Source organism: Rhizobium sp. BT03 (genome assembly GCF_030053155.1).
In the GTDB taxonomy this organism is placed as follows: Bacteria; Pseudomonadota; Alphaproteobacteria; order Rhizobiales; family Rhizobiaceae; genus Rhizobium.
Genome location: NZ_CP125640.1, coordinates 732690 through 755257, shown reverse-complemented (window position 1 = coordinate 755257; position 22568 = coordinate 732690). Strand labels below are relative to the sequence as shown.

Genomic DNA, 22568 nt, shown 5'->3' with positions numbered 1-22568 from the left:
GCTTGCGGTGCGTGTAAATAGTAGCATGGGTCGATTTTTTTCCGGTAACACGAGATCGCGCGATACGATTGGCGGCAATCGTTTGATTGCGGTCGTTTCGCTTTCCGCACAAGGCTGTTCCGGCCGCCAAGCCGGCCTCGCGGCGGCGCCGTCGGGCCGTTCTTTGTTGTCGTTTTCGGGCCGCTCGGATGAGCACTCCGGCCTTGCTGGAAATGTCGATACCGGTTTCGTCACATTTGCTGTTTACGAATATGGTGAAGGCGGGAAGGCGGATGCAGCACCTGCCGAAAGAGTGCCACGGAGATTGCAGTCGGGCCATGCCGGGAGCCGGGTGGTTCTGAATGATGTGCTGAGAATTCGGCCTTTGAGAGAAGGCCAGTGGGCTGGATGCGACGCGGGCAAAGGAGCCATGGAGCTCGCCGCGGGATCGCTCGCCTCGACGAAATACATCCGCGGAATGCACGGCGCGAGCGCCGCTGCCTCCTGCCTGTGATGAGCGAAAGAAATCGGTTGAAATGGTGACGTCCGAGTTCAAACTGTTCAAGATCATGCTGATGGGCATGTCTATGGCCGTAGCCCTGGCGCTGTCCGGCCCGGTCCGTGCATTCGACATCAAGGCGGGCGTCAGCAAGGAATCCGGCCCCTTCGATCTCTTCAAGTTCGGCTTCAAAGCCTATAAGAACGGCCAGAAGGAAGAGGCGGTCGAAGCCTATAAATATGCTGCCGAAAAGGGCCATACCGGCTCGCGCTGGGCGCTTGCCAACATGTATGCCGATGGCGACGGCGTCACGCAGGATGATTTCGAAGCCTTCAAGATTTACAGCGAGATCGCCCAGCAGGGCGTCGAGCCCGGCTCGGAAGATACCGGCTTCTTCGTCAACGCGCTGCTCTCGCTCGCCAATTACTACAAGCACGGCATTTCGGGCAGTCCTGTTCGGATCGACCTCACCCAGGCGCGCCAGCTTTATTTTCAGGTGGCCTCCACCTTTGGCGTCCCCGAGGCGCAGTTCCAGCTGGCGCAGATGATGCTGGCCGGCGAGGGCGGCAATGCCAGCCCGCAGCAGGCGAAGAAATGGCTGAACCAAGCCCGCAAGAGCGGTCATCCCGGCGCCATGGCGGTCTTCGGCAATATTCTTTTCGATGAAGGCCAGACGGCCCGCGGCCTGGCGCTGATGACGGCAGCGCTCGACCGCTGCAAGCCCAAGGACTGCAACTGGATGGAGGCGCTGCAGGAGCAGGCCTTCTCGGTTGCCAATGAGGCCGACCGCCGCACCGCGGTATCGCTGTCGCATAGCATTGCGAGCGGCTCGGACGACTAAGCATGTCGCGCAAAAGTGCGCAGCGGTTTTCCCAGGCAAAGCGCGAAGCGCTTTTGCCGCAACGACATGCGCAAACAAGGAGTTAAAGCGCGAGGAGCGAATCTGAAAGATCGCGACGCGCTTTAAGGCAGAACCTCAGGCCGCGAAATCGAAATAGGCGATCACAGGCACGTGGTCGGACGGCTTTTCCCAGGCCCGCACATGTTTTTCGATCGCAGCCGACGTCATCCGATCGGCGGCTTCAGGCGACAGCAGCAGATGATCGATGCGGATGCCGTTGTTCTTCGGCCAGGCGCCTGCCTGATAATCCCAGAAGGAATAGTACTGCGTCGCATCCGTCGTCGCGCGCACCGCATCCGTCAGCCCGAGATTTTCGAGCCGGCGGAACGCCTCCCGCGTCTGCGGCAGAAACAGCGCATCGCTTTCCCAGACCTTGGGATCGAAGCAGTCGTGCGGTTCCGGGATGACATTGTAATCGCCGGCAAGCACCAGCATCTCCTCATAGGCCAGCCGCTCGGCGGCGAATGTCAGCAGGCGCTCCATCCAGGCGAGCTTGTAGGGATATTTCTCCGTGTCGACAGGATTGCCGTTCGGCAGGTAGATGCAGCAGACGCGCAGGATGCGTGTGTCGGGCAGTGTGAACACGGCTTCGAGGAAACGCGACTGTTCGTCCAGCGGATCGCCGGGCAGGCCGCGGTTCACTTCGGAAGGCGAACTCTTGGAGAGGATCGCCACGCCGTTGAAGCCCTTTTGGCCGTGCGTCTCGACATGATAGCCGAGCGCTTCGATCTCCAGCCTGGGAAACCCTTCGTCGACCGTCTTGATTTCCTGCAGGCAGACGATATCCGGATCGGAATCCTTGAGCCATTGCGTGAGGTTGTCGATGCGCGCCTTGACGCCGTTGATGTTCCAGGTCGCGATCTTCATGGCTCTGTCCTGTTTCGCATGATGCATGTCGCCCGGAAGTGTGCAGCGGTTCCGGGACAACGACATGCATAAACACAAAGAGCTAAAGCGCGCAGCGTGAATCAGCCTCAATGGTGCGCTTTAGTGCGCTTCTTTTATCGTGGTCTTTCACTGCAGGACAAGACGATAAACCGGCCGGAGGCACTTCTTCGGCCAGTTCTTTGGGACAGTACGATGCGTCTGGATATTCAGATCGAGAAGCTGGTGCCGCAGCCGCAGCTTGCCACTGCGTTCGGGTTCTTGATCTGGAAGGATTGACCGAGCAGATTGTCGACGAAGTCGATCTCCGAACCCGCCATGTAGACGAGCGACAGGCTGTCGATCAGCACCTTGGCATCGTTCTTCTCGACGACGACGTCATCGTCGCCGGCGCTGTCGGCAAGATCGAACTTGTAGGAAAAGCCGGAACAGCCGCCGCCTTCGACGGAGACGCGCAACGCGCTCTTGCCGGCCTCGGCGCCGACGATCGCAGCGATACGCTTTGCGGCGGCATCTGAAAGGGTTACACTCGTATCCGTCATGTTTCCTCCTGCCGGGGTCAAGATCCGGAGAGAATGGGTTTTGGCACTTGAATGTTCAAATACCTGATATCAAACAAACTTATCATGATCTTCGGAAAAAGGCCATGATGCGCCGAGGTGGTTGAGAAAGCGCCTCTTTGCCGTTTCTTCGGGCTATAGGTATGAAGAGCGCAAAGCGGCGTCAATGGGCAGATGCGGCAACATGCAGGATGACGGTGAAGAATGACGATCGATACGCGTGCTTTAGGTTTCGGCAGCAGTGAAAGGGCGGTCTATGCGGCAGACCCCTGGACGAGCCGCGGGCGGCTCTACCAGGAGGATGGAAGTCCGACGCGCTCCGATTTCCAGCGCGACCGCGACCGCATCGTCCATACCACCGCCTTCCGCCGGCTGAAGCACAAGACCCAGGTCTTCATCGCCCAGGACGGCGATCATTATCGCACCCGGCTGACGCATACGATCGAGGTGGCGCAGATCGCCCGCGCGCTCGCCCGCGCCCTGAAGCTTGACGAGGATCTGGCCGAGGGCGTGGCGCTGGTGCATGATTTCGGCCACACGCCGTTCGGGCACACCGGCGAGGACGCCCTGCACGAGGTGTTGCTGCCCTATGGCGGCTTCGACCACAATGCCCAATCGCTGCGCATCGTGACCAAGCTGGAGCGACGCTATGCCGAATTCGACGGCATCAACCTGACATGGGAAAGCCTCGAAGGCCTGGTCAAGCACAATGGCCCGCTGCTGACGCCGGATGGCGTGGGCACGCGTGGCCCCGTTCCGCAGCCGATCCTCGATTATTGCGAGCTGCACGATCTCGAACTGGCAACCTATGCCAGCCTCGAGGCCCAGGTCGCGGCGATCGCCGACGACATCGCCTATAACACCCACGATATCGACGACGGCCTGCGCTCCGGCTACCTGACCTTCGATATGCTGGAGGAAATCCCGTTCCTGGCCGGGCTGATGGCCGAGGTGAGGGCGCGCTATCCGCATCTGGAGCCGAGCCGCTTCACCCATGAGATCATGCGGCGGCAGATCACCCGCATGGTCGAGGACGTGATTGCCGTCGCGCAGGAGCGCCTTTCCCTGCTGCGCCCCGAAAGTGCTGCCGACATCCGCGCCGCCGACCGGGTTATCGCCACCTTCTCCGATCGCATGGCCGAAACCGACAGGCAGATCAAGGCGATGCTGTTCAAGCGCATCTACCGCAATCCCGATATCATGCGCATCCGCGCCGGTGCGGCAAAGATCGTCACCGATCTCTTTGCCGCCTACATGGCCAATCCCAAGGAGATGCAGAGCCATTACTGGGTCGATCATATCGCCGGCCTCGCCGATGCGCCGAAAGCCCGTCATGTCGGCGATTATCTGGCGGGCATGACCGACACCTATGCGATCAGCGCCCACAGGCGATTGTTTGACCACACTCCGGATTTGCGATAGGCAGCGGTCGCCCCGCCAAGGGCCGATTTGCGCCATTGGCACAGCCTATGCATGGAAGAGTGCGATGAACCTTTTTACCGACTTCGAAGCCAGGATCAAAACCGCCCTTGAACAGATCGATCTGGTCAGGGAAAAGCGATCCGAGCTCGATTTCGGCCGCATTGCCGTCGAGCCGCCGCGTGACGCGAGCCACGGCGACGTTGCGACCAATGCCGCGATGGTGCTGGCAAAACCGCTCGGAACCAATCCGCGCGCGCTGGCCGACATCATCATCGCCAAGCTCAGGGAGGACGCCGACGTCGCCGATGTCTCGGTCGCCGGTCCCGGTTTCATCAACATCCGTCTTGCCGTCGGCTACTGGCAGCGGCTGCTCGCCGCGATGATCGGCGCCGGCACCGATTACGGACGCTCGACGCTGGGTGAGGGCCGGAAGGTCAACGTCGAATATGTCTCGGCCAATCCGACCGGGCCGATGCATGTCGGCCATTGCCGCGGCGCCGTCGTCGGCGACGCGCTCGCCAACCTGCTCGCCTTTGCCGGCTACGGCGTCGAGAAGGAATATTACATCAACGATGCCGGTTCGCAGATCGACGTGCTCGCCCGGTCCGTCTTCCTGCGCTATCGCGAGGCGCTCGGCGAAAAGATCGGCGAAATTCCCTCGGGTCTCTATCCGGGCGACTATCTCGTGCCTGTGGGACAGTCGCTTGCAGCCGATTACGGCGTGCGGCTGCACAACATGCCGGAAGACCAATGGATGCCGATCGTCAAGGATCGCACCATCGATGCGATGATGGTGATGATCCGCGAGGACCTGGCTTCGCTGAACGTCCATCACGATATCTTCTTTTCCGAGCGCACCCTGCATGCCAATGGCGCGGCTGCGATCCGCACGGCGATCAACGACCTGACCTTCAAAGGCTATGTCTACAAGGGCACGCTGCCGCCGCCGAAGGGCCAGCTGCCCGAGGATTGGGAGGATCGCGAACAGACGCTGTTCCGCTCGACCGAAGTGGGCGACGATATGGACCGGCCGCTGATCAAGTCGGACGGTTCCTATACCTATTTCGCCGCCGACGTCGCCTACTTCAAGAACAAGTTCGATCGCGGTTTCGACGAGATGATCTATGTGCTCGGCGCCGACCACGGCGGCTACGTCAAGCGCCTGGAGGCGGTTGCACGCGGCGTTTCGGACGGTAAGGCAAAGCTGACGGTGCTGCTCTGCCAGCTCGTCAAGCTCTATCGCAACGGCGAGCCGGTGAAGATGTCGAAACGCTCGGGCGACTTCGTCACGCTTCGGGACGTCGTCGAGGAAGTCGGCCGTGATTCGGTCCGGTTCATGATGCTTTACCGCAAGAATTCCGAGCCGCTCGACTTCGATTTCGCCAAAGTGACGGAACAGTCGAAAGATAATCCGGTTTTTTACGTGCAGTACGCGCATGCCCGCTGCATGTCGGTCTTCCGGCAGGCGAGGGAGGCTTTCGGCGACCTGGATGTTTCGCCCGCCCAACTGGCGCAAACCATTGCAGGCATTAGCGATCCAGCCGAATTGCAGCTCGTCGCCAAGCTCGCCGAATTCCCGCGGATCGTTGAGGCGGCAGCCCAGTCGCAGGAGCCGCATCGGGTCGCTTTTTACCTCTACGACCTCGCAAGTTCTTTCCACGCGCACTGGAACAAAGGTAAAGATCAGCCGGAATTACGATTTGTTAATGATAAAAACCGAGAATCAACTATTGCCAGACTTGGGCTGGTGTACGCCGTCGCGTCGGTTTTGAAGTCGGGACTTGCCATTACAGGCACTGCCGCACCGGACGAAATGCGATAACGTCACCATTTCCCCACAATGCGCTGGCATTTCAGAGTTGGCGTTTGCGAGTGGGATAGGCATGGCTGATAAACAACTTGCGTATGATACGCGCGGAAAAGACGATCTGTTTGCCGACGACGATCCGTTGGCCGAACTTGCCCGTATCGTCGGCTTCGAGCCGCGTGTTGCAGCAAATACGGTGAACGAGGCCGCGCGGCGCGAGCCTGCCCTCGATCTCGAAGATGAGCTTGGGCGCGAGTTCGACCGCTACGATTCGCCCCGTCCGCTCGCAGAGCTCGATCGGCCAGCCGAGCCGATCTCCGATGACGACGCGCCTGAAGATTATATCGAGCCCGTTCTCGATGCGTCTCCCGTTGTCGAGAGGGCTGAGGTTCCTGAGCCCGCTTCCGGGACGCAGGTGCAATCGGCCCTCGGCGGTGCGCGCGACCTGATCGAAGAGCTCGAGCTGTCGATCGGTGCTGCTCCGGTTTCTTCGCTGCCGCAGCCTGCCAAGGCGCCGCAGTGGTCGGCCGCCAGCATCAGGCTGCCGCTTGCCAATTTCCACGCCGCCAAACGCGAGGAGCCGGTGATTCCGTCGGAGCCCGCTGCCGAAGTGCCTGTGGTCGAAGCGGCCGCAGAGCCGGTGGCTGAAGCTGCGTCCGCCGAGCTTGCCGCTGCGGAGACGCAGCCCGCAATCGAGGCGCCTGCCCCGGTCGTCGAACAGTTGGCCCCCGTCGTCGCTGTCGAGCCGTCCGAGGAGTTCGAATCCGCGTCTCCGTCGCTTGGTTTCCCCGCCGAGCTCGATCGCCATGACGAGGCGATCGCGTCGGAAGAGGTTGCCGAGGCCGAGGATTTCGTCGAAATCGAAGGCGAGCTTGAAGATTTCGGGTCCGACGCCGGTTTCGATCTCCTTGCCGCCGCCGTCGAAGGCGAGATCCAGGCCGATGCGGCGCTGACCGAGGTCGTGCCCGAAGTTCCGCACGCTGCCGGCACTTTCGATCTTGACGATCTGCTCGCCGACGTTTCGCGTTATCCGGTACCGCAGCGCCCCAATTCGGCGCCCGTTTCGCCGCAGGCCGCAGCGATCGAAGCAGCACCTGTTGCTGCAGCGCCCCTTGCTGTCGCGCCCCTTATCGTCGAGCCTATGGCTGCCGCATTTGTTCAGTCGCAGGTGATCGCGCCTGCCCCGGTCGCCGCAGCCACCGTTCGGTCTTCTCCGGTCGAGCCGGCGCCTGTCTACGCCGCCGAGGCCGCAAGGCCGGCCGCGCCGCAGCCTGCCGAGGTCATTGCACCCCAGCCCGCCGCAATGGCGTATTCGCGGGCGCCGCAGCCTGTGCCTGAGGCCGACGACCCCTTCGCCGGCCATGATTTCGAGCTCGATCTTGCCGGCATCGAGCTGGAACTCTCCGATCTCGATTTCTCCGAACAGCCCGAGCTGGCGACGGCCGAGCCCGCGCCGCAGCCGGAGCCGCCGGTCCGTGCTCCCCAGCAGGCCGCTGCCGTCTCTCCTCGGTCTGCCCCGGAATTTGCGCCCCCCCAATTTGCGCCTGAGCCGCAAACTCCGGCTTTCCAGCAGGCGGCTTCCACCGCTGCACGGCCTGCTCCGGCCTCCGTTGAGCCGCAGGCTTCAACTCCGGCTCCGGCTCCGGCGTTCAACTGGGGAGCTGTTTCCGACTCGACCGAGGATCTGCCGTTTGATCCGGCGATGATCTCCGATCCGGAGGATCGTCCCGAGACAGTCGAGGACATGCATGTGCCGGCGCTGCCGCCGGTCGAGCAGCCCGCGCCGGTGGCAAAAACGCAGGATTTCGATTTCGATCTCGACGCCGAGATCGCCAGCTTCTTCGAGCCGGCCAAGCCGCGGGAAACGCCGGCCCCGGTTCGCGATACGGCTGCCGCCGCAGCAAAGCCGGTCAAACCAACCATCGCCGACGGCCTTGATGATTTCGAACGGGCGCTGGAGGAGGATTTCCGCCGCAGCGTGCGCGAGCCGGTCGAGCGCCGCGAGACCTCCGAGGTCCGTATCGAATCTGCAAGCCAGGCGGCCGATTTCAGCCGTGCCCGGTCGATGCGCCGGCTCCTTGCCGGTGCCGTCGTGCTCGTGGTCTTCGCCGGCGTCGGTTATGGTGTCTATTCCTCCGTCTGGAACGGCGAGGGGCTCGGCATTGTCGCATCCGGCGAGCCGCGCGTGATCACTGCCGACAAGGAACCGATCAAGGTCGTTCCGGAAAATCCCGGCGGCAAGACCGTGCCGAACCAGGACAAGGCCGTCTACGATCGCGTTGCCGGTTCTGCCGAGGAGCCGAAGCAGAAGGCGCTGGTTTCTTCCGACGAGGCGCCGGTCGATGTCGTCCAGCGCACGCTGACACCGGAAGCGCTGCCTGATGACGACGAGAACGCCAATGCCGGTGATCAGGTCACGCCGACCGCGGTCGGTGAGACTGAGGATCCGCGTCTGCTGCCGAACCAGGACAATACAGACAACGCGTCCGCGGGTGATGCCGACAAGACGCCTTCGGTTTCGCCGCGCAAGGTTCGCACGATGATCGTCAAGCCTGACGGCACCCTGGTCGCCCGCGAGGAAACAGCGCCCGGCGATCAGCCTGCTGCCCAGGCGACACCGTCCGTCCCGGCGACGCAGTCTGCCCAGGCGACACAAGCCGCTCAGCCGATGCCGGCGTTGACAGCCCCGTCGGCGCAATCGGCTTCACCGGTGCCGCCGGTCGCCGGAACGGCCGCAAGCTTCCCTGCAAATGCCGAGGTTGCCTCCGCCGATGCCCGCTCCGCGGCGCCGGTGGAAACCGCGCCGGCAAAGCCGCCGGTTGCAGCCGACGCCGATGCGCAGGCGGCAAATCCCGCCCCGGTCGATGCGCCGGTGCGCCCGGTCAAGACCACGGCGGTCGGCGATACCGCTCCGGTTCCGATCGCTCGTCCGGCCGACCAGCCGGTCAATGTCGTCGGTACCGTGACCGAGAAGGGCAATGTCCGCCCGGCCGCCCAGCAGCCGAAGACGGCGGAAGTTGCGGCCGCAGCACCTGCCGCCGCCAAGCCGCAGCAGCAGGCCGCCTCCGCCGGCGGCTACGGTATCCAGATCGCCTCGCTGCCGTCCGAAGACGAGGCGAACAAATCCTATGCCAGCCTGTCGAAGAAATTCGCCGGCGTGCTTGGTGGTCGCGCTCATGAGATCCGCAGGGCCGATGTCGCCGGCAAGGGCACGTTCTACCGCGTCCGCATTCCGGCCGGTTCCAAGGACGAGGCCGCAGCGCTTTGCGAACAGTATCGCGCGGCGGGCGGAAGCTGCCTGATCTCCAGGTAATATCGCATCCTTGATTTAAAGGGCGGCGGGCCGGTTCGGTCCGCCGTTCTTTTTTGTGCATCGCGCCCGAGCTTGCTCGCATTTGGCGGGCCGCGGTCTATGATTCTCACATGACCGAATCAAAAGCGATGATCCTGGGCTGCAGCGGCCTTGCCCTCACATCCGAAGAGAAGGCCTTCTATCGGGGCGAACGGCCCTGGGGCTTCATCCTCTTCGGGCGCAACATCTCCGAAGCAGGGCAGATCGCCGATCTTGTCGCCGAACTGCGCGACAGCGTCGGCTGGCATGCGCCGGTGCTGATCGACCAGGAGGGCGGCCGCGTTCAGCGCATCCGTCCGCCGGTTCTCGCACGTTATCCCTCAGGCCAGGCGCTCGGCGATCTCTATCGCCGCGACCCGGCGCTCGGCCTGCGCGCCGCCTGGGCGATGTCGCGGCTGCACGCCTTCGACCTTTCACGCCTCGGCATCGATGTCGATTGCCTGCCGGTGCTCGATGTGCCGGTCGAAGGCAGCAGCAACGTCATCGGCGACCGCGCCTATGGCGGCGATCCCCAAACCGTTATCGCCATGGGCCGGGCGGCTGCCGAAGGGCTGAAGGCCGGCGGCCTGCTGCCGGTCATCAAACATATGCCCGGTCACGGCCGCGGCTTTGCCGATTCCCATCTGGAACTGCCCGTCGTCACCGTCTTGCGCGAGGAGCTTGAGGCTCACGATTTCCCGCCCTTTGTCGCGATGAAGGACGAGTTGATGGCGATGACCTGTCACGTCGTCTTCACCGCCATCGACCCGGACAATCCCGCGACGACCTCGCGCAAGGTGACCGACGGCATCATCCGCGAGCATATCGGCTTTAACGGTCTGCTGCTCTCCGACGACAGCTCGATGAATGCTCTTTCCGGCACGATCGGCGAACGTGCGGCGAATATTATTGCAGGCGGATGCGATATCGTGCTGCATTGCAATGGCCATATGGACGAGATGCTGGATGTCGTGGCAAATGTTCCGCCGCTCGGCGGCGCGTCGCTTGCCCGGGCAAAAGCGGTGGAAGCAGGTTTTGCCGCGCCGGATGCCGCCGACGAGGCGGAGTTGCGGGCGGAATTCGAGGCGATGTTTGCGATGGTGTGATCGCAGGGGAGCAGGGTGGTGAGCACGGTCAAGGGCACGGAGCGTCCGCAGGCGGCAACGCCGATGGATAAGCTGTGGCAGGATAACGGCGCCGAGCGCGCCAGCCACGAGCCGGCGCTGGTAATCGACGTCGCCGGCTTCGAAGGCCCGCTCGACCTGTTGCTTTATCTCGCCCGCAACCAGAAGGTCGACCTGTCGCGCATTTCGGTGCTGGCGCTCGCCGAGCAGTATCTGCAGTTCGTCGAGAGCGCCCGGCGTATCCGCATCGAGCTTGCCGCCGATTATCTCGTCATGGCGGCCTGGCTTGCCTATCTCAAGTCGCGGCTGCTGATACCCCAGCAGATCAAGGATGACGGCCCTTCGGGCGAGGAGATGGCGGCAACGCTCGCCTTCCGGCTGAAACGCCTCGAAGCCATGCGCCAGGCGGCGGAGGGCCTCGTCAACCGCAACCGCCTCGGCCGCGACATCTTCGTGCGCGGCGCGCCCGAGCATATTCCCGACCGGCAGCAATCCGCCTATGCGGCAAGCCTCTACGATCTTTTGACCGCCTATGCGGCGCTGCGCCAGCGCAATGCCGTTACCCAGGTGACGATCGAGAGACGCAATGTCTGGTCGCTGACCGATGCGCGCGAATTGCTGACCCAGATGATCGGCGAGGTCGGCGACTGGACCGCGATGGAGCATTATCTGCTGCGTTATCTCGCGACGCCCGAGGAACGCGTCACGGCGATCGCCAGCGCCTTTGCCGCCTCGCTGGAACTGGTGCGCGAGGGCAAGCTGGAAATCCGCCAGGACGGTGCCTTTCAGCCGATATACATGCGTCGCGGACCCAAACACGCCACGCTGCAGGTGGTGGAGCAGGAGCAGCCGGTTTGATCGATCCGCAGAGCGAAGAGGATTTCGAGAACGATTTCGAAGGCAGGAGCCGCGACCTGCAGGCGGAGATCGAGGCGGAACGCATCGCCGAGGCGCTGGTATTCGCTTCCTCGCAGCCGGTCTCCGAAGGCTTTCTCGCAGAACGCCTGCCGGAGAGGACTGATGTGCGCGCCATCATGCTGCGCCTGAAGGCACACTATGCGCCGCGGGGCGTCAACCTCGTGCAGATCGAGGGCGCCTGGGCCTTCCGCACCGCCGCCGATCTTTCCTTTGTCATCCGCCGCGACGACAACGAGGTGAAGAAGCTCTCGCGCGCCGCATTGGAAGTGCTGGCGATCATTGCCTATCACCAGCCGGTGACGCGCGCCGAGATCGAGGATATCCGCGGCGTGCAGACCTCGCGCGGCACGCTCGACGTGCTGATGGAGGCGGGCTGGGTACGGTTTCGCGGTCGCCGTCGCACGCCGGGCCGGCCGGTGACATTAGGCACCACCCGCGATTTTCTCGACCATTTCGGTCTCGAGGAGCTGCGCGATCTGCCCGGTCTCGAAGAATTGAAGGGCGCTGGCCTGCTCTCGGGGCGCATTCCGGCGAATTTCAACATTCCCTCGCCATTGATGAACGACGAGCTAAGCGAGGACGAAGACCCCATTACCCAGATGGATCTCGAAGAACTTGGGTTGCTCGCCCCGCGTTCTACCTCCGAAGATTGAAGGACTTCGTCTTGCTTTTGCCATGCATGACGAAAACAATGGTGCTCACCATTTTTCGGCGGTTCGGTGGCTTGTCACAAAGGGCGATACCGTGACATTAAGCGCAGTTCAAAGGGCTTGATGTTGGAAACGCTGTCGGAAATTCTTACATCATGGGAACATCGAATAAAGGGAGTAAGTGCAAATGATGGGTTCTTTTAGCATGTGGCACTGGTTGATCGTTCTGGTCATCGTGCTGTTGTTGTTTGGCCGCGGCAAGATCCCGGAACTGATGGGCGATGTCGCCAAGGGCATCAAAAGCTTCAAGAAGGGCATGACGGACGAAGATGCGCCCGACACGGCCAAGACCGTCGATCACAAGGCCGACGAAACGAAGTAACCAAGTGCGGGAAAAAGCGCAGCCCCCGCGCTTCCCGTCCAGGAGCCTTGCATGTTCGATATTGGCTGGACCGAGCTTTTGGTCATCGCGGTCGTCCTGATCGTGGTCGTCGGTCCCAAGGATTTGCCGCCGATGCTGCGCGCTTTCGGCAAGATGACGCAGCGCGCCCGCAAGGTGGCGAGTGAATTCCGTGCGCAGTTCGACGAAGCGTTGCGCGAGGCCGAGCTTGACGATGTCCGCCAGACGCTCAGTGACGCCCAGAAGCTCAACCCGGTCAACAGCCTGCGCGAGGCGATGAACCCGCTTCGCCAGATGGGCAACGAGATCAAGGCCGACTTGCAGAAGGCGAGCGCGGCGCCTGATAACAAGACCGAGGTGCCTCCGGCTGCCGTTTCCGCCCCGACGCCGTCGATGAGCCTGCCGGAAACGCCGCCGCTGGTGCCCACACCCGCGCCGACGCCGGAACCCGTTGCTGCCGCGGTCGCTACGGCCGATACGGTTGCCGCCAAGCCGAAAGCGGTGCGCAAGCCGCGCGTCAAGGCGGCGGATAAGGCTGCCTTTGCCATCGCCGCGCCCGTGGAAACCGTGGCCGTAGAAAAGCCGAAGCGCACGACGGCTGCCAGAAAGCCCGCAGCGCCGAAGGCGCCGGTGCAGACGAAGAAGAAGGATGAGGCATGAGCGGTGATATCGAAGATAAGCCGCAGCCGTTGATCGAGCACCTGATGGAGCTGCGCACGCGGCTCATGTGGTCGATCGGCGCGTTTTTCGTCGCCTTCATCGCATGCTTCTTTTTTGCCAAGCATCTCTTCAACTATCTGGTCATTCCCTACAAGACGGCCGTGGAGTGGGCGCATCTCGACGTCGAGAAGGCCCAGCTGATTTACACCGCGCCCCAGGAATTCTTCTTCACGCAGGTCAAGGTGGCGATGTTCGGCGGCCTGGTGGTCGCTTTCCCGATCATTGCCGCCCAGGTCTACAAGTTCGTCGCGCCCGGCCTCTACAAGAACGAGCGTCAGGCCTTCCTGCCGTTCCTGATCGCTTCGCCGGTCCTGTTCCTGATGGGCGCGGCGCTCGTCTACTTCTTCTTCACGCCAATGGTCATGTGGTTCTTCCTGTCGATGCAGCAGGCGCCGGGTCATGACGAGGTGGCGATCTCGCTTATGCCGAAGGTCTCGGAATATCTGAGCCTGATCATGACGCTGGTCTTCTCCTTCGGCCTCGTCTTCCAGCTGCCCGTGATCACCACGCTGCTGGCCCGTGTCGGCCTGCTGACGTCGCAATGGCTCGCCGAAAAGCGCAAGTTCGCCATCGTGCTTGCCTTCGTCGTCGCAGCCGTGCTGACGCCGCCGGATCCGATGTCCCAGATCGGCCTTGCGATACCGACGATCCTTCTCTACGAGATTTCCATCCATGCGGCGCGACTCGTGGAGCGCCAGCGTGCCCGGCAGGCGGTCGAAAAGGACACCGAATCCGCGGACGTTGCCAAGACGGACAGCGTCTGAGCGGCAATCCGGAAATCCTTTCACGAACGCCGTCTCATCCGGTCGAAGCCCGGTCAGGCTTTGGCCGGGTCACTTCTGTTGCAACGACCTGGAACGACGATGCTCGATATCAAATGGATCCGTGAGAATCCCGAAGCGCTCGATGCCGCCCTTGCCAAGCGCGGCGCGGAGCCCCTGGCGCAAAATCTCGTTGCCCTCGATGAAAAGCGCCGCTCCGCCGTTCAGAAGGCGCAGGACCTGCTGTCCCGCCGCAACCTCGCTTCCAAGGAGATCGGCGCGGCGCTGTCCCAGAAGAACGCCGAACTCGCCGAGAAGCTGAAGGCCGAGGTCGCCGAGCTGAAAGCGCTGCTGCCGACGGTCGAGGAAGAGGACCGGCAGCTGACGGCCGAGCTCAACGACGCACTCTCGCGCATCCCGAACATACCTTTCGACGATGTCCCGGTCGGCAAGGACGAGCATGACAATGTCGTCACCCGCACCGTCGGCGAAAAGCCGCGCTGGAACCATACGCCGAAGGAGCACTTCGAAATAGGCGAGGCGCTCGGTTATATGGATTTCGAGCGCGCCGCCAAGCTCTCCGGTTCGCGCTTCACGGTGCTGACCGGGCCGCTCGCCAGGCTTGAGCGCGCACTCGGCCAGTTCATGATCGATCTCCACACGCGCGAGCACGGTTATACCGAAGTCAGCTCGCCGCTGATGGTTCGGGCTGAAGCGGTGTTCGGCACCGGCAGCCTGCCGAAGTTCGAAGAGGATCTCTTCAAGACGACGGATGGCCGCTATCTCATTCCGACGGCGGAGGTGACGCTCACCAATTTGGTGCGCGAGGACATCCTCGACCAGGAAAAGCTGCCGCTCCGCTTCACCGCGCTGACGCCGTCTTTCCGCTCGGAAGCGGGCTCGGCCGGCCGCGACACCCGCGGCATGCTGCGCCAGCACCAGTTCTGGAAATGCGAACTCGTCTCGATCACCGATGCCGAGAGTGCGATTGCCGAGCATGAAAGGATGACCGCCTGCGCCGAAGAAGTGCTGAAGCGCCTCGGCCTGCATTTCCGCACGATGACGCTTTGCACCGGCGACATGGGCTTCGGTTCGCGCAAGACCTACGATCTCGAAGTCTGGCTGCCGGGACAGAATGCCTTCCGCGAGATTTCCTCCTGCTCGGTCTGCGGCGATTTCCAGGCCCGGCGAATGAACGCGCGCTACCGCGGCAAGGACGATAAGAGCAACAGGTTCGTCCACACGCTGAACGGCTCCGGCACCGCCGTCGGCCGCTGCCTGATCGCCGTGCTTGAAAATTATTTGAACGAGGACGGTTCCGTCACGATTCCGGACGTTTTGCTGCCTTATATGGGCGGATTGACCAAGATCGAACGGGCGGCCTGAGGCGATGCGCATCCTGCTTACGAATGACGACGGCATCCATGCCGAAGGCTTGGCTGCGCTGGAGCGGATCGCCCGCACGCTGTCCGACGATGTCTGGATCGTGGCGCCGGAGACCGACCAGAGCGGTCTTGCCCATTCGCTGAGCCTCTCCGAACCTCTGCGGCTGCGCAAGATTTCCGACAAGCATTTCGCCCTGCGCGGCACGCCGACCGATTGTGTCATCATGGGCATCCGGCAGGTGATGGACATCAAGCCCGATCTCGTCCTCTCCGGCGTCAATTCGGGCTCGAACGTCGCAGACGACGTGACCTATTCCGGTACGATCGCCGGCGCCATCGAAGGCACGATGCAGGGCGTGCGCTCCTTCGCGCTCAGCCAGGCCTATCTCTATGAAGACGGTGCGCGCATCGTGCCCTGGGAGGTCTGCGAGACGCATGCCCCGGCTCTTCTGGAGAAGCTGATGGTTCTGGACCTGCCGGAGGGCACGTTCCTCAATCTCAACTTCCCGAACTGCCGTCCCGGCGAGGTCGACGGCGCAGAGGTGACCATGCAGGGCAAGCTCGCCTTCAACCTGCAGGTCGATGCCCGCTCCGATGGCCGGGGCTTTCCCTATTACTGGCTGAAATTCGGCGAACGCGCCGGCGCCTTCATCGAAGGCACCGATATTCACGCCCTCAAGCATAACAAGATTTCGGTAACGCCTTTGAAACTGGATCTGACCGATTATTCCGTAACGGACCGCGTGGCGCGGGCCCTGGGATACGGAGCACAGGTTTGACGGCAAGACTGGCCGAGAAGGAGGGCTTTGCCGCGCTCGTCCTCAGATTGCGCGCCGAAGGCATCTCCGACCTCGATCTGCTGACGGCGGTCGAGCAGACGCAGCGCTCGCTCTTCGTGCCGCCGCAATTTTCCGATGACGCCTATTCGAGCCGGACGATCCCGATCGAATGCGGCTCCTTCCTTGAAGGCATCGATTTTGTTGTTCGCATTCTGCATCGCCTGAAGCTCAAGCCCGGCCAGCGCGTCCTGGAAATCGGCACCGGCAGCGGCTTTACCGCCGCCGTCATGGGCCGCATGGCCGAGCGTGTTCTGTCCATCGACCGCTACAAGACGCTGACATCGGCGGCGCAGCGGCGCATGGAATCGCTTGGTCTGCGCAACGTCATCATCCGCCACGCCGACGGCAGTGCCGGCATGCAGGGAGAGGGGACCTTCGACCGCATCCTGGTGACGGCGGCCTTCAATGCGATGCCGCGCTTTTATACCGACCAGCTGGTTTCCGGCGGTTCGATGATCGCGCCGCTGATGATCTCCGAGAACGAATGCCGCATGGTGCGACTGACCAAAACCGGCAGCCGTTTCGAACGCGAGGAACTGTTCGAAGCCCCTTATCTGCCGATCGTTCCGCGCCTTGCCTCGCTGCTGTAGGCTCTACGATTTTTTACCTGTAAGCTATGGTTATCAACTTCTCAAAAATATCGCACTGATTCCAGCATCTTAACTGCGTGGTAATACTAACGCGTTTTAATAGACTCACAAATGGTTGCGTTCTCAGTGGGTCGAGTCAATGCGTTTCAGTCTTTCGCCGAAGTTCGGGAAGTCGGCCGGTAATCTTCTGGTTGTGGGTCTGCTGGCAAGTGCCGCAACGGGCTGCAGTTCCGATGTGACACGGTTCGGCGGTTTGTTTTCCTCCTCAGGGCAGGATCAGATCACCACAAGTTCCATTCCGCGCAGGGGCGGTGTTCAGGGTGATCCGGTGCCGCGCGCCGATCTGGGCGGCTCCGCCGTTGCCAGTCAGTCTGGCTATGGCGGCGGCAATGGCGCGCTGAACCAGCCTTATCCGTCGAACCCGAGTTATGATCCGGTCCGCACGTCGAACGCCCGTATGGCCTCGGCGCCGGTTGCGGTGCAGCGTTCGGAACTTTCGGCTCCGACGGCGGCGGCGCCATCCCGGCAGCGGGAAAAGGAAGTCGCGCTCGCCCAGCCTTTCCCTTCGGCACCCAAGGCGGAAAAAAATCGATTGGTGGCCCCGGCTGCGCCGAAGCTGGCGCCGGATACACTGACGACGGGCACGACGCCGAAGGTCTCCGGCTGGTCCGGGACCAATGCTCCTTCCGTGACGCTGCGTCCGGGTGAAAGCATCGCGACGCTGTCCAGGCGCTTCGGTGTTCCGGAAAAGGAAATCCTGCGCGTCAATAACCTGAAGACAGCTTCCGCCGCCACGCCCGGCCAGGCGATCCTGATCCCGACCTTCAATGGCGGCAACGCTGCCAAGGCGGCGTCGCAGGCGGCCGATCTCTCCAAGCCCGGCAAGATGCCGGAACCGGTGAAGACGCCCGAGCAGAACGTCGCCGTCGTTCCCGGCGCCAATTCCGCCCGCGACAAGACCATTGCGAGCGCCGATGCCGCCGGCAAGCTTCCGGCCGGCGCCGGCAAGGATCCGAAAGCGCCTGCCGGCACCTATGTCGTCAAGCAAGGGGATTCGCTTGCAAAGATCGCCAAGGCGACCGGCACCAATATCGACGATCTCAAGGCCGCCAACAACCTGTCGGCCAGCTCGGTTCGGATCGGTCAGGCGCTGAAGATCCCGAACGGCACCGCCGACACTATCAAGACAGCGTCGATCCAGCCTCAGAAGGTCGATCCGAAGCCGGCTCAGACGGCGCCCGCCCAGCAGACGGCCTCCGTTGAGCCCGCGCCCTACAAGGCGCCGGCCGCCACCCAGACGGTCGACGATGTCGAGAAGAAGTCCGACGTCAGCTCCGCCGCACCTGAGTCGACCGGCATCGGCAAGTATCGCTGGCCGGTCCGCGGCCAGGTCATTGCTTCATACGGCGCCAACGTCAACGGCAACCGCAATGACGGCATCGACATCTCCGTGCCGCAGGGAACGCCGATCAAGGCTGCCGAAAACGGCGTCGTCATCTATGCCGGCAACGGCCTGAAGGAACTCGGCAACACGGTTCTCGTCCGTCACGACGACGGCACGGTCACCGTCTACGGCAATGCCGATACGCTGAGCGTCGCCCGCGGCCAGAAGATCCAGCGTGGCCAGACCGTCGCCGTCTCCGGCATGAGCGGCGACGTCAAGCAGCCGCAGGTCCATTTCGAGGTGCGCAAGGACGCATCTCCTGTTAACCCGATGACTTTCCTGGAATAGGTACAGCGTCCCAGGAAGCGCAAAAGCCCGGCCATCCGCCGGGCTTTTGTTATTTTAGCCACGGTCGATATGGACGCGCATGCGTCCGGCCAGGTCCTGAATATACTGCCAGGCGACACGGCCGGAGCGGGCTCCACGCGTCGTTGCCCATTCCAGCGCCTCGGCATGCATCTTGGCGCGGTCGAGCCCGAGCTTGAAATGATCGGCATAGCCGTCGATCATGCCGAGATAATCTTCCTGGCTGCATTTGTGGAAGCCGAGCCAGAGGCCGAAGCGGTCGGAAAGCGAAACCTTTTCCTCGACGGCCTCCGATGGATTGATCGCCGTCGACTGCTCGTTTTCCATCATGTGGCGCGGCAGCAGATGGCGCCGGTTCGAGGTGGCGTAGAAAAGCACATTGTCCGGCCGCCCTTCGACGCCGCCGTCGAGTGCCGCCTTCAGCGACTTGTAAGCGGTGTCGTCGTGGTCGAAGGAGAGATCGTCGCAGAAGACGATGACGCGGTACGGCGTGTCCTTCAGGAGGTCGAGCAGCGTGGGGAGGCTGGCGATATCCTCGCGATGGACTTCGACGAGCTTCAGCGCGACGCCGCTTTCCCGCCTGACATCCTCGTGCACGGCTTTGACAAGCGAGGATTTTCCCATGCCGCGCGCGCCCCACAGCAGCACATTGTTGGCGGCATAACCCTCGGCGAACCGCACCGTATTCTCATGCAGGATGTCGCGCACATGATCGACGCCGCGGATGAGCTTCAGCGCCACCCGGTTCGGCCTGTTCACAGGCTGCAGATGCTGGCGCGACGGCGCCCAGACGAAACAGTCGGCGGCATCCCAATCGTTGACGGCAGGTGCTGGCCCGGCAAGGCGCTCGACGGCATTTGCAAGCCGCTTCAGTTCGGCCAGCAGGGCAATGTTGATTTCCTCGGTCATCGCAAGCTCCTGATTTCTTGCTGCGGCAATCGGCTTTATCTTTCGATGCGGGGTAGCATGGCGTTTTGACGGCGGAAAGGTTATGAGGCAGCGGAATCGGTACTGTTTCCGGCTGTTTCTGTTGCATTCATCGAAGCGGCAACTATAGTCCGGCAACCTGAAAAAACAGGCGGAGTTCCGCCGCCAAGCCTGAGGAGTTTAGCATGTTCATCACCCCGGCATTCGCCCAGAGTGCGACCGATACCGCAACCGGTTTCGGCGGCTCCGGTTTCGAAATGATCATCCTGTTCGTGCCGCTGATGGTCGTCTGGTACTTCCTGCTGATCCGTCCGCAGCGCGCACAGGCCAAGAAGCGTGAGGAAACCCTGAAGGCGATCCGCCGCGGCGATCAGGTCGTCACCGGTGGCGGTCTCGTCGGCAAGGTCACCAAGGTCATCGACGACAAGGAAGTCGAAGTCGAGATCGCCGATGGCGTTCGCGTGCGCATCGTCCGCAGCGGTATCTCGGATGTGCGCGTCAAGGGTGAGCCGGTCAAGGCCGACGCAGCGTAATAAGCGATAACTCAGCCGCCGGATCGGAAGATCGTCGAGAGAATGTTGCATTTTTCCCGTTGGAAAACACTTCTGATCTGGCTGGCCGCGTTTGCGGCCATCGTCATCGCTGCGCCCAATCTGCTGAGCGAGGCGCAGCGTTCCTCTCTGCCGGGCTGGCTGCGGCACGACCGCGTGACACTCGGTCTCGATCTGCAGGGCGGCTCGCATATCGTCCTGAAGGTCGAGCGCTCCGATATCGTCAAGGACCGCCTGGAAGAGGCGGTCGCCAGTGTGCGCAATGCGCTGCGCGGCGCCGGCATTCGCTATACCGGGCTGACCGGCAACGATCAGACCGTCACCGTCCGCATCACCGATCCGTCTGAGACGCAGCAAGCAGTCGATCTCCTCAAGCCTTTGACGGTGGCCGGCGGCCGTTCCGGACCCGGCGTCGCGCTGCAGCAGGGTGACGAGGAGCAGCTATCGCTGCAGATTTCCGACGCCGGCATCACCGCCGACGTCGCCGCCGCCCGGACCCGGTCCCTCGATATCGTCAGCCGCCGCATCGCTGGATTCGGCTATGAGAATTTCCTCGTTCGTCCCGATGGCGCCGACCGGATCGTCGTGCAGGTGCTGGGATCGGTCGATGCCGAGCGGCTGAAGAACCTGCTGAACCAGCCGGCCAAGCTTTCCTTTCATCTGATCGACCCAAGCATGTCGGGGCAGGAGGCGCTGAACGGCCGCTGGCCGGCGACATCGCAGGTGCTCTATTCGCTTGATGATCCGCCGGTGCCCTATCTCGTCGACCGCACGGCTTTCGTCGCCGGCAGCAACATGGTCGATATCCAGCCTGTCGTCGATGCACAGACGCAGGATAGCTCGATTGCCTACCGCCTCGATGCCGAAGGCACGCGGCGGCTGGCCGAGGTGACGGGGCAGAATATCGGCAAGAATCTTGCCATCGTCTTCGACGACCAGGTGATGTCGTCACCGGTTATCGATGCGGCGATCACCGGCGGCGAGGGTACGATTTCGGCGAACTTCTCCGAGGATGGCGTTCGCGACCTTGCGATCATGCTGCGCGCCGGCGCCCTGCCGGCGACGCTGACGAGCGTCGAGGAACGCAGCGTCAGCCCGAGATTCGGCGCCGACTCCATCTTCTCCGGCCTTATTGCCGGCCTCGTCGCCGTCGTGCTGGTCGCAGCATTGATGATTGCGCTCTACCGCATTCTCGGCGTCATCGCCGTCGTCTCGCTCGTCTTCAATCTGATCCTCATCGTCGCGGTGCTCAGCCTTGCCGGCGCGACGCTCACCTTGCCCGGGATCGCCGGCATCGTGCTCATCGTCGGCATGGCGGTCGATTCGAACGTTCTGATCTACGAGCGCATCCGTGAAGAGGAGAAAACCGCCCATTCCTTTGCGGAGGCCGTCGGCCGCGGTTTCGCGCGCGCCTTCGCAACGATCGTCGATGCAAATGTCACGATCTTCATCGCCGCCATCATCCTCTTCTTCCTCGGCAGCGAATCCATCCGCGGTTTCGCGGTGACGCTGGCGGTCGGCATCCTGACGACCGTCTTCACGGCTTTCACGCTGACGCGCTCGATCGTTGCCGCTTGGCTGAACAGGCGCCATCCCCGGCATCTGCCGAAGAGCGTTCTGACCCATCTGTTCGAACACGCCAATATCCGCTTCATGGGGATCCGCCGTTACGTCTTTACCGCGTCGGCGATCATCTCGCTGATCGCCATGGCCGCCTTTGCCACCGCCGGCCTGCGTCTCGGCATCGATTTCACCGGCGGCTCGCTCATCGAAGTGACGGCGAAGCAGGGCAATGCCGACCTCGCCGATATTCAATCGCGCCTCAACGATCTCAATCTCGGCGAGGTCGGCGTCGAGCGCGCCGGCGGAGCGTCGAATGCGCGCATCCGCATCGCCTCCCAGGGCGGCGGCGAGAATGCCGAGCAGTCGGCGGCGACGCTGGTGCGCGGCGAACTTGAGGCGGATTATGATTTTCGCCGTGTCGAGGTCGTCGGTCCCGCCATCTCGGGCGAATTGACGATGATGGCGACGCTCGGCGTGCTGGCCGCCCTTGCGGCGATCCTGATCTACATCTGGATCCGCTTCGAATGGCAGTTTGCGGTCGGCGCCATCGTCGCGACGCTGCACGACGTCATCATCATGCTCGGTCTCTTCGTCTTGACCGGCATGGAATTCAACCTGACGAGCGTCGCAGCCGTGCTGACCGTTGTCGGTTATTCCCTGAACGACACGGTCGTGGTCTATGACCGGATGCGCGAGAATCTGACGCGATACCGGAAGATGCCGCTGCCGATCCTGATCGACGCCTCGATCAATCAGACGCTGTCGCGCACCATCCTGACCGCGGCGACGACGCTGCTCGCCTTGCTCGCGCTCTATCTTTTCGGGGGCGAGGTCATCCGCTCCTTCACCTTTACGATGCTCTTCGGCGTCGCTCTCGGCACCTTCTCTTCGATCTATATCGCCGCTCCTGTGCTGATCGTCTTCCGGCTGCGGCCGGAGAGCCCCGAGGGGGAAGAGAGCAACAAAACGGATGCTGGTGTAAAATCCGGCACGGTGGTTTGAAAAC

At 62.6% G+C, this 22568-nt stretch carries 20 protein-coding genes; 17 read left to right on the top strand and 3 right to left on the bottom strand.

Going from position 1 to position 22568, the window contains the following annotated elements:
• Positions 1–25 precede the first annotated feature (25 nt).
• Positions 26–493, top strand: a complete 468-nt coding sequence (locus tag QMO80_RS03730; protein ID WP_283200104.1) for a hypothetical protein — start codon at positions 26–28, stop codon at positions 491–493.
• Positions 494–515: 22 nt separating this feature from the next.
• Entirely contained in the window at positions 516–1319 is an 804-nt protein-coding gene (exoR, locus tag QMO80_RS03725) for an exopolysaccharide production regulator ExoR (RefSeq protein WP_283198937.1), read from the top strand.
• 135 nt (positions 1320–1454) lie between these two features.
• On the opposite strand, the gene xth is transcribed toward exoR, so the two are convergent.
• Together xth and erpA are read right to left on the bottom strand one after the other, a co-directional pair.
• Positions 1455–2246 (bottom strand): exodeoxyribonuclease III, encoded by a 792-nt coding sequence (gene xth / locus QMO80_RS03720; protein ID WP_283198936.1) that lies wholly within the window; start codon positions 2244–2246, stop codon positions 1455–1457.
• Positions 2247–2473: 227 nt separating this feature from the next.
• The gene (erpA, locus tag QMO80_RS03715; RefSeq protein WP_012557478.1) at positions 2474–2806 is read right to left on the bottom strand and encodes an iron-sulfur cluster insertion protein ErpA; all 333 of its coding nucleotides are present in this window, start codon (positions 2804–2806) and stop codon (positions 2474–2476) included.
• Between the two features lie 222 nt (positions 2807–3028).
• Between erpA and QMO80_RS03710 the strand changes: the two genes are divergently transcribed.
• The 13 genes from QMO80_RS03710 (at position 3029) to QMO80_RS03650 (ending at position 18503) form a co-directional block, all read left to right on the top strand.
• Positions 3029–4246, top strand: coding sequence for a deoxyguanosinetriphosphate triphosphohydrolase (locus QMO80_RS03710; protein WP_283198935.1), 1218 nt, complete (start codon positions 3029–3031; stop codon positions 4244–4246).
• A 64-nt stretch (positions 4247–4310) separates the two neighbouring features.
• Entirely contained in the window at positions 4311–6068 is a 1758-nt protein-coding gene (gene argS / locus QMO80_RS03705) for an arginine--tRNA ligase (RefSeq protein WP_283198934.1), read from the top strand.
• Between the two features lie 61 nt (positions 6069–6129).
• Positions 6130–9366: an SPOR domain-containing protein gene (locus QMO80_RS03700; RefSeq protein ID WP_283198933.1), complete on the top strand. Its 3237-nt coding sequence runs from the start codon at positions 6130–6132 to the stop codon at positions 9364–9366.
• A 110-nt stretch (positions 9367–9476) separates the two neighbouring features.
• Positions 9477–10490 carry a beta-N-acetylhexosaminidase gene (nagZ, locus tag QMO80_RS03695; protein WP_283198932.1) on the top strand — a complete coding sequence of 338 codons (1014 nt, stop codon included), beginning with the start codon at positions 9477–9479 and terminating at the stop codon, positions 10488–10490.
• 18 nt (positions 10491–10508) lie between these two features.
• A complete protein-coding gene (locus QMO80_RS03690) occupies positions 10509–11366 on the top strand; it encodes a ScpA family protein (RefSeq protein ID WP_049734264.1) in 858 nt (285 codons plus the stop codon).
• Positions 11363–12079 carry an SMC-Scp complex subunit ScpB gene (gene scpB, locus QMO80_RS03685; protein ID WP_283198931.1) on the top strand — a complete coding sequence of 239 codons (717 nt, stop codon included), beginning with the start codon at positions 11363–11365 and terminating at the stop codon, positions 12077–12079. The genes QMO80_RS03690 and scpB overlap by 4 nt, the downstream gene beginning before the upstream one ends.
• A gap of 187 nt (positions 12080–12266) precedes the next feature.
• Positions 12267–12458, top strand: a complete 192-nt coding sequence (locus tag QMO80_RS03680; protein WP_003538990.1) for a twin-arginine translocase TatA/TatE family subunit — start codon at positions 12267–12269, stop codon at positions 12456–12458.
• Positions 12459–12509: 51 nt separating this feature from the next.
• Positions 12510–13136 (top strand): Sec-independent protein translocase protein TatB, encoded by a 627-nt coding sequence (gene tatB, locus QMO80_RS03675; protein ID WP_283198930.1) that lies wholly within the window; start codon positions 12510–12512, stop codon positions 13134–13136.
• On the top strand, positions 13133–13960 hold the full coding sequence (tatC, locus tag QMO80_RS03670) for a twin-arginine translocase subunit TatC (protein WP_283198929.1): 828 nt from the start codon (positions 13133–13135) through the stop codon (positions 13958–13960). The genes tatB and tatC overlap by 4 nt, the downstream gene beginning before the upstream one ends.
• Positions 13961–14059: 99 nt before the next feature.
• Positions 14060–15343, top strand: a complete 1284-nt coding sequence (gene serS, locus QMO80_RS03665) for a serine--tRNA ligase (RefSeq protein ID WP_283198928.1) — start codon at positions 14060–14062, stop codon at positions 15341–15343.
• Positions 15344–15347: 4 nt separating this feature from the next.
• The gene (gene surE, locus QMO80_RS03660) at positions 15348–16121 is read left to right on the top strand and encodes a 5'/3'-nucleotidase SurE (RefSeq protein ID WP_003586945.1); all 774 of its coding nucleotides are present in this window, start codon (positions 15348–15350) and stop codon (positions 16119–16121) included.
• The gene (locus QMO80_RS03655) at positions 16118–16771 is read left to right on the top strand and encodes a protein-L-isoaspartate(D-aspartate) O-methyltransferase (protein ID WP_283198927.1); all 654 of its coding nucleotides are present in this window, start codon (positions 16118–16120) and stop codon (positions 16769–16771) included. Before surE ends, QMO80_RS03655 begins: the two co-directional genes overlap by 4 nt.
• 139 nt (positions 16772–16910) lie before the next feature.
• Positions 16911–18503, top strand: coding sequence for a peptidoglycan DD-metalloendopeptidase family protein (locus QMO80_RS03650; RefSeq protein WP_283198926.1), 1593 nt, complete (start codon positions 16911–16913; stop codon positions 18501–18503).
• 54 nt (positions 18504–18557) lie between these two features.
• On the opposite strand, the gene QMO80_RS03645 is transcribed toward QMO80_RS03650, so the two are convergent.
• Positions 18558–19430, bottom strand: a complete 873-nt coding sequence (locus tag QMO80_RS03645; RefSeq protein ID WP_283198925.1) for an ATP-binding protein — start codon at positions 19428–19430, stop codon at positions 18558–18560.
• 203 nt (positions 19431–19633) lie between these two features.
• Here QMO80_RS03645 and yajC point away from each other — a divergent pair, with 203 nt between their 5' ends.
• Both yajC and secDF read left to right on the top strand, forming a co-directional pair.
• The gene (gene yajC / locus QMO80_RS03640) at positions 19634–19981 is read left to right on the top strand and encodes a preprotein translocase subunit YajC (protein ID WP_003573534.1); all 348 of its coding nucleotides are present in this window, start codon (positions 19634–19636) and stop codon (positions 19979–19981) included.
• A gap of 42 nt (positions 19982–20023) precedes the next feature.
• On the top strand, positions 20024–22564 hold the full coding sequence (gene secDF, locus QMO80_RS03635; RefSeq protein WP_283198924.1) for a protein translocase subunit SecDF: 2541 nt from the start codon (positions 20024–20026) through the stop codon (positions 22562–22564).
• Positions 22565–22568: the final 4 nt, after the last annotated feature.

Coding starts and splice junctions, on each gene's coding strand:
- QMO80_RS03730 (WP_283200104.1), top strand. CDS start 26: ATGGGTCGATTTTTTTCCGGTAACACGAGATCGCGCGATACGATTGGC.
- exoR (WP_283198937.1), top strand. CDS start 516: ATGGTGACGTCCGAGTTCAAACTGTTCAAGATCATGCTGATGGGCATG.
- xth (WP_283198936.1), bottom strand. CDS start 2,246: ATGAAGATCGCGACCTGGAACATCAACGGCGTCAAGGCGCGCATCGAC.
- erpA (WP_012557478.1), bottom strand. CDS start 2,806: ATGACGGATACGAGTGTAACCCTTTCAGATGCCGCCGCAAAGCGTATC.
- QMO80_RS03710 (WP_283198935.1), top strand. CDS start 3,029: ATGACGATCGATACGCGTGCTTTAGGTTTCGGCAGCAGTGAAAGGGCG.
- argS (WP_283198934.1), top strand. CDS start 4,311: ATGAACCTTTTTACCGACTTCGAAGCCAGGATCAAAACCGCCCTTGAA.
- QMO80_RS03700 (WP_283198933.1), top strand. CDS start 6,130: ATGGCTGATAAACAACTTGCGTATGATACGCGCGGAAAAGACGATCTG.
- nagZ (WP_283198932.1), top strand. CDS start 9,477: ATGACCGAATCAAAAGCGATGATCCTGGGCTGCAGCGGCCTTGCCCTC.
- QMO80_RS03680 (WP_003538990.1), top strand. CDS start 12,267: ATGGGTTCTTTTAGCATGTGGCACTGGTTGATCGTTCTGGTCATCGTG.
- tatB (WP_283198930.1), top strand. CDS start 12,510: ATGTTCGATATTGGCTGGACCGAGCTTTTGGTCATCGCGGTCGTCCTG.
- tatC (WP_283198929.1), top strand. CDS start 13,133: ATGAGCGGTGATATCGAAGATAAGCCGCAGCCGTTGATCGAGCACCTG.
- serS (WP_283198928.1), top strand. CDS start 14,060: ATGCTCGATATCAAATGGATCCGTGAGAATCCCGAAGCGCTCGATGCC.
- surE (WP_003586945.1), top strand. CDS start 15,348: ATGCGCATCCTGCTTACGAATGACGACGGCATCCATGCCGAAGGCTTG.
- QMO80_RS03650 (WP_283198926.1), top strand. CDS start 16,911: ATGCGTTTCAGTCTTTCGCCGAAGTTCGGGAAGTCGGCCGGTAATCTT.
- QMO80_RS03645 (WP_283198925.1), bottom strand. CDS start 19,430: ATGACCGAGGAAATCAACATTGCCCTGCTGGCCGAACTGAAGCGGCTT.
- yajC (WP_003573534.1), top strand. CDS start 19,634: ATGTTCATCACCCCGGCATTCGCCCAGAGTGCGACCGATACCGCAACC.
- secDF (WP_283198924.1), top strand. CDS start 20,024: ATGTTGCATTTTTCCCGTTGGAAAACACTTCTGATCTGGCTGGCCGCG.